Genomic DNA, 13271 nt, shown 5'->3' with positions numbered 1-13271 from the left:
GAAATAATAATCAAATATGTGTTTGATTATTACGCGGCTTTGGTATATGATAATAATCAAACATACATTTGATTGAGGTGAAGGCAATGGCTCATGATGAACAATGCGAGATCTATTGTTTCGATGAGGACAAGGTAAAACGACAACAGGACTTACTTGAGCATCTGGATGTTAATCCGGCCATCCATATATTTAAAGCATTGGCCGATGAGACGAGGATGAAGATTGCCTATTCTTTATGCAATGAGGATGAGTTGTGCGTCTGTGACGTGGCCAACATCATTGGCTGCTCGCTGGCATCAGCCTCCCACCATCTTCGTCTGCTTCGCAGCATGGAGATGGTTACATTCCGCAAAGAAGGTAAGCTGGTTTTTTACTCGATGGACAATGACCGTATGAGGAAGCTTATCATGTTGGCGTTTGCTCATTCAGAAAATGAGGAGGGAGCCGTATATGCAAGGTAGATCAGATCAGGAAGAGGTTCAGAGCAAGGCTGTGTACCGGGTTCAAGGGTTTACGTGCACCAATTGTGCTGCACAGTTCGAACAAAACGTTAAATCTTTGCCAGAAGTTCAAAATGCCCAAGTTAATTTTGGAGCATCAAAGGTTACGGTATATGGGAAAGCGAGCATTCCCGAATTAGAGAAGGCCGGAGCATTTGAAGGATTGAAAGTATATCCTGAAAAAGAGACCCGGCCGATTGAAAAAAAGTCTTTTTGGAAAAAAAGATCTACCATCACAAGCCTGGTTTCCGCCGCATTCCTTTCTATTGGATGGCTTTTAGGTGAAGATAGTCCGATTTCGACCGTCCTGTTTGCCGTATCCATCCTCATTGGTGGATATGAACTTTTTATCAAGGGACTGAAAAGCCTGACTCGCTTCAATTTCAATATGAATACGTTGATGACCATTGCCATCATCGGAGCAGCAGCCATTGGTGAATGGTTAGAAGGCGCAACCGTTGTCCTTCTATTTGCAATTAGCGAGGCACTTGAAAGTTACTCCATGGAGAAAGCTAGGCAGTCCATTCGTTCACTGATGAATGTGGCTCCCAAAGAGGCAACCATTCGCCGCGGCGACAAGGAGCTGCAGGTTTCTGTAGACGATATCCAAATCGGGGATATCATGGTCGTAAAACCCGGGCAAAAGATTGCGATGGATGGAACGGTCTTGAAGGGAAGGTCAGCTGTGAACCAGGCGGCCATCACGGGGGAGTCTGTCCCAGTAGAAAAAGAACCGGGCGGGGATGTGTTTGCTGGAACGCTCAATGAAGAAGGCTTGCTGGAAGTAGAGGTGACCAAACGTGTGGAAGATACTACGATTGCCAAGATCATTCATCTCGTCGAGGAAGCCCAGGCCGAAAAGGCTCCTTCGCAAGCTTTCGTCGATCGTTTCGCTCAATACTATACACCAGCGATCATGCTTCTTGCTTTAGGTATTGCGTTAATTCCTCCGCTGTTTATGGGGGGAGCTTGGGGAGAATGGATTTATAGGGGGCTAGCGCTCCTTGTCGTCGGCTGCCCTTGCGCCCTCGTTATTTCCACGCCGGTATCGATTGTGACGGCTATCGGAAATGCTGCAAAAAATGGTGTGCTGATTAAGGGAGGCATTCATTTAGAAGAAGCCGGTGCACTCACTGTGATCGCCTTTGACAAGACAGGTACGTTAACGAAAGGTGTACCGGTCGTAACAAACATCGTGCGGTTACAAGGGCCTGAAGAGGATGAACTATTATCCATTGCTGCAGCGATTGAAAAGGGATCTCAACATCCACTTGCATCTGCGATCGTCCGGAAGGCAGCCGAAATTAACACGGCTACTAAAGAAGCCACTGACTTTACTTCGATCACCGGCAAAGGAGCAAAAGCCTTTGTAGATGGCGTCCTTTACTATATTGGAAGCCCTCGGCTTTTTGACGATATTAAACCGCTGGAGAGCATCGTTTCGGAGCAAATCCAACAGCTACAGAAACAAGGCAAGACGGTTATGGTTCTGGGTACGGAACTTGAGGTTTACGGGCTTATTGCTGTCGCAGATGAGATCAGGCCCAGCAGCCGGGAGGTCATTCGTAAACTCCATGCTTTGGGGATCACTAAAACGGTTATGCTTACCGGGGATAACCAAGCGACAGCTGAGGCTATTGGCAGGCAGGTCGGGATTGGCGAAGTAAAAGCTGAGCTATTGCCCCAGCATAAACTGGAATCGATTAAAAGCCTAAAAGAGCTCGGAAAGGTTGGCATGATTGGGGATGGGGTCAATGATGCGCCAGCGTTGGCGAGCGCAGATGTCGGTATTGCCATGGGAGGTGCTGGTACAGATACTGCCTTGGAAACAGCAGATATTGCGCTCATGGCGGATGACTTAACAAAGCTACCGTATACCATAAAATTAAGCCGTAGCACGCTAGGTATCATCAAGCAGAATATCACGTTCTCGTTGATCATAAAAGCAGTTGCCTTGCTGCTCATTGTCCCTGGATGGCTTACTTTATGGATGGCCATCTTTGCAGATATGGGTGCAACGCTTATCGTAACCCTGAACAGCTTACGGCTGCTAAAGATTAAAGAGTAAGCGGCCGAGTTAAACCACAAAAGTAGTTACGGCTCATCGCAACTGGCTTTTAACACTTTTGCCCTTACATTTGCCACTGGTGACAGCTATGCCGGTCTGATCCCTCATTATGCTGGGCTAGTCCTTGAGGGATGATTGGAACTGACGGAGCCGAATTCTAGGGAAAACTGGGATTCGGCTTTATTTAAAACTTTAGGGGAGTGCTGAAATCTTGACGAGATATTATGTGATAGCCGCCGCAGTATTTCTCCTTGACCAATTCATAAAAGGGTCCGTTGTAAGATACATGGAGCTGGGACAAAGCATTCCACTGATCAAGGGGATCTTTCATTTGACTTCGCACCGCAACCGTGGAGCTGCTTTTGGAATCCTACAGAATCAGAGGCTCTTTTTTATTGTGGTCACGATCGCCATTCTTATCGGCATTATTCTCTACCTTCGAAAGGTATATAAAAGCCAACCTTTTCTTTCCGTTGCCCTTGCAATGGTTATGGGTGGAGCCTTGGGCAATTTTGTGGATCGTGCCATAAAAGGAGAGGTCGTCGACATGTTTGAGTTTAAATTCATCAACTACCCCATTTTCAATATGGCAGATGCACTAATTGTGACGGGCTTTACCATGATAATTCTAGACAATATTCGCAAATGGAGGCAAGAAAAAAACACCTCTATTTTGTAAAGGCAGTTCCCATCGATAAAATTAACGATGGGATCTTTGTCGGCTTCTCGGGAGGGACAACTCATGATTATAAATTCTAAAAAACTGGGGACATTTATGGTCGCTCTCACGACGGTGTCCGTTTCCGTGTTGGGCAGCAGCTTTCTGACTTTAATGATATTTGGTAAGCTAGCAACGGAACCTTCCTCTGAAAACCAGCCTGAAAATGTACCGCCTATCCACGTACCTGGGTATCCGTCTAATTCATTGCAAAGTCCCAATCAACTAGCGAATCCGCAATATTCTGTGGATAATAAGCCTAAATCCTTTATCATTGACGCCCCAATTATTCAGCAAAAGCCTGAACTTCCTTCCGGCTGTGAGTTAACCAGCTTGACGATGCTTCTCCAGTTCTATGGAGTGAAGAAAACCAAGATGGAACTGCTGCCGGAGATGCTGGTGGATCCCACCCCCATTCAATGGGATGATAAAGGGAACATCGTCTACTGGGGTAATCCCAATCTTGGTTTTGTTGGTGATATCACAGCCAAATCCCAAGGATTCAGCATCTATCACACCGCCTTATTTCAACTCATGGCAACGTACATCCCTACCAGTGTAGATTTAACACGCAGTTCTTTTGACCTCCTTGAACGCCAGGTTGCCGCGGGAATTCCCGTAGTTGTATGGACGACGATTGGGTTCAAGGAGACGCCCAGGTGGTATGTATGGGACTCACCGTTAGGACCTATTAAAGGAACATTTTCGGTCCATGCCGTACTCCTGGTTGGATATGATGAGTCATATGTTTATGTCAATGATCCTCTTACAGGTGTTAAACAGGAAAAAGTCCTGAAGGAGCAGTTCATCAAAACATGGGACTTGCAGGGAAGGCAAGCCCTGTCTTACATAAAATAAGTAATATATATCCGCTTTTCTAGCTAGAGAATTAGCTCTTTAAAAAGACAATACCTATCAAAGATGGAGGAACGGACATATGTATCCCACTGATCTTACGCTATGGTTGGCATTCGGCGCCGGTTTGTTATCTTTTGTTTCCCCTTGCTGTCTGCCCTTGTACCCCTCCTTTGTGTCTTATATCACAGGGGTTTCAATCACAGGTTCCAAAGATTCAAAACACATATCGAAAAAACACGCTCTTCTTCATACCTTGTTTTTTATTCTTGGTTTTTCCATTATCTTTCTGGCTTTGGGGCTTTCAGCTAGCCTGATCGGCCAATTCTTCTCGGATTATCGTGATTTGCTTCGGCAGTTAGGTGCCATCATTGTCGCAGTAATGGGTCTCTTTATGTTAGGCCTTTTTAAACCCCAGTTTCTCTTGAAGGAGAAGAGGATCCAGTTTGGACGAAGGCCGGAAGGCTATTTAGGGTCCACTCTAATCGGCATCGCATATGCTGCAGGCTGGACTCCTTGCATTGGGCCCATTCTCTCTGCTGTATTTGCCTTAGGCCTTACAGAACCCAACCAAGCCATTTTCTATGTTGTTGCGTATACGATGGGATTCGGCATTCCTTTCTTTGCCATGACCTTTTTTATTGGAAAAACAAAATGGTTAGTCAAGCACTCTGGCAAACTTATGAAAATAGGCGGAGTCATGATGCTGCTGACAGGTGTATTATTATACACGGACAAAATGACTCAAATAACCATCTTCTTAATCCGCTTATATGGCGGCTTTACTGGATTTTAAAATGAGCAAGGAGGGTCATATTCCAAGTTATGAATAGAAATAGATTGCTGCAAATTCTGATACTAGTGGCCGCCCTAATTGTAGGTATTTATGCCATCACGACTACGTTTTCCAAAGAAGAACAACCTGTAAAAGTAGGTTCCATGGCACAGGAATTCAAGCTTTTAGGCCTGGATGGCCAAATCCATAATCTTTCTGATTATCATGGAAAGGTTTTGGTCATTAACTTTTGGGGAACCTTTTGTCCCCCATGTGTCCGGGAAATGCCAGCACTACAAAAACAGTATGACCTATGGAAAGATAGAAGTGTAGAGATTGTCGGTATTAATCTAAATGAAAGCAAAATATCAGTTGAGTCCTTTGTAAAACAGCTAAATATCGGTTTTCCAATTCTACTTGATAATGATACGGTTAGAAAAAAATATAAAGTAATGTCTTATCCCACCACGTTTTTTATTGATCCACAAGGGATTATTCAGGATATTTTTGTTGGGGAGATGACTGAGAATAATATAAAAACTCGAATCGAAAAGATAGTAAGAACGTCACAAAAATAGGGAGGCTACATTAAAACATGAGTCATAATCTATTGAAACTAATCATGATAGTTATGGTTGTATTCATTGTGTCAGCATGCGGAAAGAATGCTGAACCAGAAATAAGCCATGGCCAGCACTCCACAAAAAATGGTGACCTGCAAGAGACTACAGCTGCTCCTGATAAATTGCCTTCATTTTTAAATAAGTATCCAGAAACGACCAAGATCGTTTACCAGCTTGCAGCGCAAAACAAGGATCTGATGAAGTGGATTCCCTGTTATTGCGGATGCGGTGAGGAAGCCGGACATCAAAGCAATTTGAATTGTTTTATTAAAGTAACAAAAAGTGACGGTACAACCACTTGGGATGATCACGGAACAAGATGCGCTACATGTATGGATATTGCGATTAAAGTAGCTCAGATGAACAAGGATGGAAGATCAGCAAATGAAATTAGATCTGCAATAGATGGGGCTTATAGTAAGGGATTTGCTTCTCCGACCCAAACGCCTTTTCCTCAATAGCAGATATATTAAGGTAGCATGTTACAGCAGTGGCCACAGGGCATCCTTATATCCTTAATTTTATCCAAACTATTATAATTTTTAGGAGTGTATAGTAATTGAATGACATTGTAAATGCAGTAATTATGGGGATCGTGGAGGGGTTAACAGAATTCTTGCCCGTATCCTCGACGGGACATATGATTTTAACGGCACATCTACTTTCTTTTGAAGGAGAGCGTGCCAAAACATTTGAAATCATCGTACAGCTTGGTGCAGTCCTAGCAGTGTTTGTCTTATATTTAAAACGATTTCTTCGATTTTTCAAACTGAAACCTGGATTCATGAAGCAGCCGGGGATCAATATCATCCATGTTGGTTTGGCTATGGGTCCGGCTGTAGTGGTGGGTCTGGCACTACATGATCTAATCAAAAAATACTTATTTGGCCCTTTGCCTGTACTTATAAGTCTAGTAGCTGGTGGAATCCTGATGATAGTGGCAGAAAAGGCACGTGTACGTGTAACAGCAGAAACTATGGAGGATATTACTTACAAACAAGCAGTCCTCATAGGAGTATTTCAGTGTCTAGCATTCTGGCCCGGATTCTCCCGGAATCGAATGCCCTGCATCTGCTTACCGATGTTTTCACATCTTTGGGTGTTGCGGTCAGTTTATTATTGGTCACCCTTACCGGATGGACGATATTGGACCCTATTATCGGAATTGTTTTGGCCCGGAAGAGGAGAGCGAAATACTGCGTGTCATTGAATTATTCAAAGGGAGATATATTGAAATTCATGATTTTCGTACCCGACGATCCGGCCCGGAAGAATACGTGGACATGGATCCACGCTAGATTGAAACTTTATGGTTGCTCGTTCGTCGGAACTCCAGCTTTTACTTCAATATTGTTAGGCCCATAACCATTTGATTTCACATCTGATTCCTGCGCATACAGGCTTAGTTGCTTAACGGGAAAGTGATTTTCTCGCCCTGAGTTGTAGTCGCATTAACTTCCATTTGAATGACTCCAGCTGCGTGCAAAAAATTCCCGGTCAAACGATATTCACCGTTACCCAGCGAAAACGCATTATCTTCAGCAACCCAGTCAGGGGGCATTGTAAATTTAACACGTACTTGTTTAAAATCTGGATGATTATCAAACCAGATAGAGATGTCATTTGTCCCCATTTTCAAGGGTGTAATTCCAACAGTAGCTCTCAACACTTACTAGACCCGCTGACCAAGTCGTTGCTTTCGCAGAACTTTTCAGACACTATACAACGATACGAAAGTTTCTACCAAAACTTATGTCAGCAATTAAATTTCATGCAACCCCAGCAGGACAACAAGCACTTTTAACGTGGCAGTTTCTTGCGGATTGTGAATCTAAAAGTGGTAAAAAGAAATATGCTGGAGCTCCTATCACTGGTATTTCGGTTGGTTGGCGAAAAGTAGTAATCAAGAATTCCCCTGATAGTATTAATCCCTGTGCCTATACGTTTTGGTCCATTGAACGCATACTTGAAAATCTTAAACGCCATGATATTTATATATCCGGCAGCGAACGTTACGGTGATCCTAGAGCACAGCTACTTCAAGGTACGGCATGGGAAGCTGTCCGACCCCAGATACTACGCACACTTGATTGGCCAGCATTGGCTGATGAAGCATTATTACCACTTGTAGATGAACTTAATACAGCATATAAAAAAACAGCCGAGCGATGGGCAAACAATTCGGCTGTTCGGTTTGAAACATTTGCAGGCCAGGAACGGCTTGTTCTTACGCCTCTAGATCGATTAGAAGAACCAAAATCATTAAAGCAATTACGCGAACGTGTCCACTCTCTTCTCCCCCATCCTGATTTACCGGATCTAATACTTGAAATTAATAGATGGACGGGGTTTGCTGAAGCATTCACACACATCAGCCAAGGTGGTTCAAGAGTTAAAGACCTAGCTGTTAGCATATGTGCTGTACTTATTTCGCAAGCGTGTAACATAGGACTTGAACCCGTTGTACAATCGGGCGTTCCAGCATTGGAATATGACCGTCTTACGTGGGTTGAACAAAACTATTTCCGTACTGAAACGCTATCCCTAGCGAATGACGCACTAGTCGCGTATCATACACAATTGAAATTAGCACAGATATGGGGTGGTGGTGAAGTTGCTTCTGCTGATGGATTACGTTTTGTAACACCCGTCAAGACAATAAACTCGGGTCCGAACCTAAATATTTTGGAACCGGACGCGGAGTTACTTACTATAACTTCACCAGCGACCAATTTACTGGATTTCATGGAATCGTAATACCTGGAACGATAAGGGACTCTCTGTATTTGTTGGAGGGGATTTTAGAACAACAGACCGTTTTACAACCACGTAAAATAATGACCGATACAGCTGGTTATAGTGATATCATATTTGGGCTTTTCGGGCTTCTTGGTTATCAGTTCAGTCCACGTCTTGCCGACATAGGAGCATCGAGGTTTTGGAGGTTTGACCCAGAAGCTGATTATGGTGTTTTGAATAAGCTCGCCCGGCACAAAATTCGCAAAGATATTATCGCACGTCATTGGGATGATATGCTGCGTGTTGCAGGTTCACTTAAACTTGGGACAGTGAATGCTACAAGTTTTATCCAAATGCTTCAAAGGGGCGGAAAGCCAACTATGTTGGGACATGCCATTGGTGAATTTGGTCGTATTTACAAAACACAATACCTTCTGGCTTATCTAGATGACCCTGACTATCGTAGGAGAATATTGACGCAGCTAAACCGTGGAGAATCACGACATAGCCTGGCACGTGCAATTTTCTATGGGAAAAAGGGCGAACTTCATAAAGCCTATCGCGAAGGGCAGGAGGATCAATTAGGGGCCTTAGGACTTGTAGTTAATGCGATTGTACTTTGGAATACACGATACACAGAAGTAGCACTGGACGCCATAAGAAAAACTAATCAAAAAATTGACGATGTTGACGTAAAAAGATTATCTCCGCTGGGGTATGATCATATTCATATTATGGGCAAATACTCCTTTAATCTGCCGGAAGACATTGAACAAGGTAGATTACGTTCATTAATGACTATTGAAAAAATTGAAAATAGTTGAAGATTCATGATTTGAATTAACATTGATCCTTATTCCAGTTTTCTGTTCCATTACTACACAGACCCCAATATGTAGTGTGGGTTACTCAAACTCCATTACGCAGACCTACAGATACCTAGTAAGTAGCATATAGGCAGATGCCGACATACAGTAAAATAATAAAGGAAAAAGGAGATTGTCTATGCCATCGCTAGTGGGTAACGTTAAAATTGTAAATGTAGGACCTAGCTCAATCGTTCAATTCGGGGATGCCGTGCAGCTTTCTCCTCAAAGCAGCGCTAAAACAAATGCTGGTGCAGGATCTTTTAATACCGGTGATTTCGCACATACCTTCAATGCAATCAGTAGCACAAATACTAATGATCCAGATGTAGAGGATTCTGTTCAAAAAAACGTGGGGAATTCAGGGGTTATTTAGAATAAAATGAGTAAGCAGCATTGAGTAGCCTCCCATGGCTATTGAAAAATCGCCTCCATCCATTACTAAACGGTACATTGGCATCACGCAAGACGAGATCGACCACACGATGGACGGGTTTAAGATGTAAGGGAGTAGGAGCTGCCGCGGCAACTCCTATTTTGATTCTTCACAAAATTGGGGTTTTTATACATATGTACGTGCATAAAAGGTAAGCGTCTAACAACCAGGTGTATTGAAAAAGAAAAGCCCAGGGTTCATGAAGATCCACAGGCTCTGCGTTATGTGCAATGTTGTTGAACTGCCGGACTCCATGGAAGGTACGCATCAAGTAGCTCCGGCTGCTGGCGAAATGCAACCGATGGTAACTGTTGCAACAAATAGACTAGATATTTGTACGGGCTCAATCCATTTGCCTTTGCTGTCTCTACGATGCTGTAGATGGCTGCACTCGCGGTTGCACCCCGTGGACTGCCGCTGAATAACCAGTTTTTACGTCCTACTGTAAAGGGTCGAATGCTGTTCTCAGTTAGATTGTTCGAGATCACACAGTTCCCATCTTTTAAGTAATTCATCAACTCTTGCTTATGGTTACGTGCATACTTTAGCGCTTCGCCTAGCTTGGATTTGGGAAGTACCTTGCCTTTGGCCGTTTCTACCCATGACCAAAAAGCATCGAGTACAGGCTTTTCCTGCACCAGACGTTGTTCCTTTCGCTCTTTAGTGGGATGTGAGGCAAGCAGTGCCTCCAGCTCAAAAAGCTTGTTGCAATAGGCTACCCCAACACTTGCAAGGGTCTCTTCCGGATGCTTCGCCTCCGGTGGCAATGCCTCGACAAACTTACGCCGAAGATGTGCCCAGCATAGGCAAGAAATCGTCCCTGCCAGATTCGCATAGCCGGAGTAGGCATCGCTATGTAAATATCCCTTGAACCCTTTCAGGAACGCTTGGGGATACTTCGCCCCCCGTCCGGGTTGGTACTCAAAGATCCGTAGGGGATGCACACTATGCTGCCCACTGCTGTAGATCCACATGTAGGAGGAAGTCGTGTTCTTCCGTCCCTTCTCATTCATCACCTGTAAGGGCGTCTCATCCGCATGCAGATATCGCTCTTGTACAAGCAGCCCATGCAGCCGATTCACCAGCGGCTTCAGCCAGTCTCTCGTGGCCGCGATCATCCAGTTCGCCATCGTGGCCCGGCTCAGGTCAAGGCCAATGCTCTTCCATTCCTTCTCCTGGCGGTACAGTTGCATGCTGTTCACAAACTTCTGGTACATGACCCATGCCACAGAGGAAGCGGGGGCCATCGAATGCTGGATGACAGGCGTGGGCGTCGTTGCCTTTTTCATCTGGGGCTTGTCCTCTTTCCGACAGGCCCGGCACTCTAGGGTTTCTCTGTAGATATCAATCGCTTGAACGCGGGCAGGGATAAACTCCACTTCCGTACGCACAAACTCTTCCCCCCCCCAGGACCAGCTCGCTGTGGCATACATTACAACAACGGTCCTGGACCTGGCAAAGTTGCTTCTCATGCGGAAGATCCTGGAGTAGTTCCGCTCGTTCACCTACCTGCTTTTTCCGCTGGTAGCTTTGGATCTGCTCGATGGTTGGCTCCGGTGCAGTGCGTGAAGCTTCCGTTTCCGCCTCATCAAATAAAGACAGCTGCTCCACACCTACGGGGAGGGAAGCTGTTTTCTCGGAGCTTTTGCCGTACAGCTTCTGCGTTAGAAATTGCACGGTTTCCTGTAGCCGTTTATTCTCTTTTTCCAGGTCGCCGATGCGATGTTCCATCTTTTGTAGCTGTTCCAAGGACTCATGGGATACCGTTCCTTTACTGTCTTCTATGCCTGTCATTATACCATAGAAGCGTGCATAAACCCAGATTCTACAAGGATTTTCGGCTCTGTTTTGACCTACAGGGAAGGGGTGAAGCCCAGCTTTTTGACCGCTTTCGGCTGATGGATCGACAGTCCCTCCAGCAACCACCGAAACTCCTGTGGCGTGATCGAGCGTACGGCCTCCGCATCGATGGGCCACTGGTATTGGCCGGATTCCAGCCGTTTGTACAACAGGACAAATCCATCGCCTTCCCAGTACAAGGCTTTCATCCGGTCGCGCTTGCGGCCGCAGAACAGAAACAAATGATTCTGGAACGGGTTCAACTGTAGCTGATGTTGCACCAAGTGAATGAGTCCATCAATGGACTTTCGCATATCCGTATAACCGCAGGCGATACACAGTTGATCGGCCTTCGAGATGTCACCGAACATATTGCATGATGCGAAGCGTCTGTTCAAGAAGTGCGGTAGACGCATGCGGATGAATTTCAATCGTAACGGCATCCGTACGAAGAATGATGGCCGCTTGTTCATGGCTCACTTCGGAACGTGGGGCGTTCGTCCGCAAGGAAGGAGGAACCGGTACGAGAGTGGGTTCATTCGGGGAGGAGAAGGCGGGAAGGGATTCACACGCAGCTTCACGGATTTTCCGAAGCCAGTAGTAATAGCTTTTCACATTGACTTCGTGATCGGCACACCAGCCAACCGCGGTCTGGCCACTGGACCGGCAGTCACGAATGGTCTCGGTCCATTGCTGGAGTCGATAGTGATTCCTCATTTCTAAAGTTTGCAATTGGACACACTCCCATTAGAGTTTTTCGAGTAGAGTCGAAAAACTCCAACGACTTACTCTAACGGAATTGTCTCAAAATCTAGATTGCATTGGAATACACCTTCTTATTAGACGCTTACCATAAAAGATGTATAAACCGTTGGGGGGTGGACAATTTCGGGTCCATGGCCCGGTTCACTCTTTAGCATCATTTTACATTGTTTATCAATGGTTTTGAAAACTGAAACGGTGAAGGTCGTTTAGATCAAAAATTCAGGGGAATTTGGATACTATATTCTGCGAGTAAAGAAATTACCATAGCCAAGAGAAAAGAGCTGCAAATAAATTCCATTAGGAATACATTTGCAGCTCTTTCTTTCGAACAATGAGTAGCTATTCTGCAGTAGATGGATATGAAATCATATGTGCATAAGCATCTTCTGTAGTAGCCCTACGAGCTGTGACATAACGCTTTGCATAATAGGAATCGCTCAGATTACTAATACTTACTCCTTTATTGCTTGCAGAGTGAGCGAATTTGCCATCGCCGACATAAAAACCAGCGTGTGAAATACCTTTACCATCAATATTGAAGAATACAAGATCACCAGGTCGAAGGTCTGCCTTGGCTACTTTTTCTCCAATACTGGCTTGGTACTTTGAAGTGCGCGGTAATTCAATACCAAATTGATTAAATACGTTCAAAATGAATCCTGAACAATCAAATCCAGTATCTTTGGAAGTTCCTCCCCATTGGTAAGGAGTTCCAAGAAGGTTGCTTACGCTACCTTCTAATGTTCCATTAGCGGAGGCGGTTCCTGCTCCGATGGAAAATAGTAAAACGGCGCTAGATAAAAAAAGGGAAATTTTCTTCAATTCTAAGCTGCTCCTTCCGGTGCCTACGAGGTTAGCTGGAGGGTTCGGTTGAAGGTTCCCTATGACCTCTATGATTGAGATCAATTCACCCAGGTTGGTTCCCCCGTTTTCCATGTTGGAAATTCGGCAAACAATTTATTTTTAGCAAAGTCTAAATTCGACTTAATAATCCATTTTCCTTCAATGTCACAAATTGTCCAAATATTTGGTGAACGATAGGATAACTCATGACGGGATTATCATGGGGATGGTAAAGTTTCGC

Annotated in this window: 14 protein-coding genes, 2 pseudogenes and 1 riboswitch; of the genes and pseudogenes, 11 read left to right on the top strand and 5 right to left on the bottom strand. The window is 44.7% G+C overall.

Annotated features, from left to right (window positions below; all coding sequences use genetic code 11):
- Positions 1 to 86: 86 nt before the first annotated feature.
- From G9U52_RS25610 to G9U52_RS41015, 9 genes are all read left to right on the top strand, one after another.
- Positions 87 to 464, top strand: a complete 378-nt coding sequence (locus G9U52_RS25610; protein ID WP_166153505.1) for an ArsR/SmtB family transcription factor — start codon at positions 87 to 89, stop codon at positions 462 to 464.
- Positions 454 to 2571, top strand: a complete 2118-nt coding sequence (locus tag G9U52_RS25605) for a heavy metal translocating P-type ATPase (RefSeq protein ID WP_166153504.1) — start codon at positions 454 to 456, stop codon at positions 2569 to 2571. Before G9U52_RS25610 ends, G9U52_RS25605 begins: the two co-directional genes overlap by 11 nt.
- A 211-nt stretch (positions 2572 to 2782) precedes the next feature.
- A complete protein-coding gene (gene lspA, locus G9U52_RS25600) occupies positions 2783 to 3250 on the top strand; it encodes a signal peptidase II (RefSeq protein WP_166153503.1) in 468 nt (155 codons plus the stop codon).
- Positions 3251 to 3313: 63 nt separating this feature from the next.
- Complete coding sequence (locus G9U52_RS25595) at positions 3314 to 4147, top strand: C39 family peptidase (protein ID WP_166153502.1); 834 nt, start codon at positions 3314 to 3316, stop codon at positions 4145 to 4147.
- Positions 4148 to 4226: 79 nt separating this feature from the next.
- On the top strand, positions 4227 to 4940 hold the full coding sequence (locus G9U52_RS25590; RefSeq protein ID WP_166153501.1) for a cytochrome c biogenesis CcdA family protein: 714 nt from the start codon (positions 4227 to 4229) through the stop codon (positions 4938 to 4940).
- A 29-nt stretch (positions 4941 to 4969) separates the two neighbouring features.
- Positions 4970 to 5497, top strand: coding sequence for a thiol-disulfide oxidoreductase ResA (resA, locus tag G9U52_RS25585; RefSeq protein WP_166153500.1), 528 nt, complete (start codon positions 4970 to 4972; stop codon positions 5495 to 5497).
- 17 nt (positions 5498 to 5514) lie between these two features.
- Entirely contained in the window at positions 5515 to 6003 is a 489-nt protein-coding gene (locus tag G9U52_RS25580; RefSeq protein WP_166153499.1) for a PCYCGC motif-containing (lipo)protein, read from the top strand.
- A 125-nt stretch (positions 6004 to 6128) separates the two neighbouring features.
- Entirely contained in the window at positions 6129 to 6752 is a 624-nt protein-coding gene (locus G9U52_RS25575) for an undecaprenyl-diphosphate phosphatase (RefSeq protein ID WP_512699212.1), read from the top strand.
- On the top strand, positions 6638 to 6907 hold the full coding sequence (locus G9U52_RS41015; RefSeq protein WP_279538746.1) for a hypothetical protein: 270 nt from the start codon (positions 6638 to 6640) through the stop codon (positions 6905 to 6907). The genes G9U52_RS25575 and G9U52_RS41015 overlap by 115 nt, the downstream gene beginning before the upstream one ends.
- 37 nt (positions 6908 to 6944) lie before the next feature.
- Here the strand turns inward: G9U52_RS41015 and G9U52_RS25570 are convergent, their stop codons facing one another.
- Positions 6945 to 7208: a hypothetical protein gene (locus tag G9U52_RS25570; RefSeq protein WP_166153497.1), complete on the bottom strand. Its 264-nt coding sequence runs from the start codon at positions 7206 to 7208 to the stop codon at positions 6945 to 6947.
- Here G9U52_RS25570 and G9U52_RS41810 point away from each other — a divergent pair.
- Positions 7202 to 9105, top strand: a pseudogene (locus G9U52_RS41810) (Tn3 family transposase); the annotation flags it as partial. The gene G9U52_RS25570 and the pseudogene G9U52_RS41810 overlap by 7 nt on opposite strands.
- Positions 9106 to 9286: 181 nt before the next feature.
- Positions 9287 to 9523, top strand: a complete 237-nt coding sequence (locus G9U52_RS25555) for a spore germination protein (RefSeq protein ID WP_166153494.1) — start codon at positions 9287 to 9289, stop codon at positions 9521 to 9523.
- Between the two features lie 281 nt (positions 9524 to 9804).
- On the opposite strand, the pseudogene tnpC reads toward G9U52_RS25555, so the two are convergent.
- The 4 genes and pseudogenes from tnpC to G9U52_RS25535 form a co-directional block, all read right to left on the bottom strand.
- Positions 9805 to 11377, bottom strand: a pseudogene (gene tnpC, locus G9U52_RS25550) (IS66 family transposase).
- Positions 11378 to 11436: 59 nt separating this feature from the next.
- Positions 11437 to 11793: an IS66 family insertion sequence element accessory protein TnpB gene (tnpB, locus tag G9U52_RS25545; RefSeq protein WP_166153493.1), complete on the bottom strand. Its 357-nt coding sequence runs from the start codon at positions 11791 to 11793 to the stop codon at positions 11437 to 11439.
- Positions 11783 to 12154, bottom strand: coding sequence for an IS66 family insertion sequence element accessory protein TnpA (gene tnpA / locus G9U52_RS25540; RefSeq protein WP_207953194.1), 372 nt, complete (start codon positions 12152 to 12154; stop codon positions 11783 to 11785). The genes tnpB and tnpA overlap by 11 nt, the downstream gene beginning before the upstream one ends.
- Positions 12155 to 12526: 372 nt before the next feature.
- The gene (locus tag G9U52_RS25535) at positions 12527 to 13009 is read right to left on the bottom strand and encodes a C40 family peptidase (RefSeq protein ID WP_166153492.1); all 483 of its coding nucleotides are present in this window, start codon (positions 13007 to 13009) and stop codon (positions 12527 to 12529) included.
- A 5-nt stretch (positions 13010 to 13014) separates the two neighbouring features.
- Positions 13015 to 13148: riboswitch (cyclic di-AMP (ydaO/yuaA leader) on the bottom strand.
- Positions 13149 to 13271: the final 123 nt, after the last annotated feature.

Source organism: Paenibacillus agricola, assembly GCF_011440305.1.
GTDB classification, from domain to species: Bacteria; Bacillota; Bacilli; order Paenibacillales; family NBRC-103111; genus Paenibacillus_S; species Paenibacillus_S agricola.
Note: the sequence above shows the minus strand (reverse complement) of the source record. Positions and strands in the feature narration are given on the sequence as shown.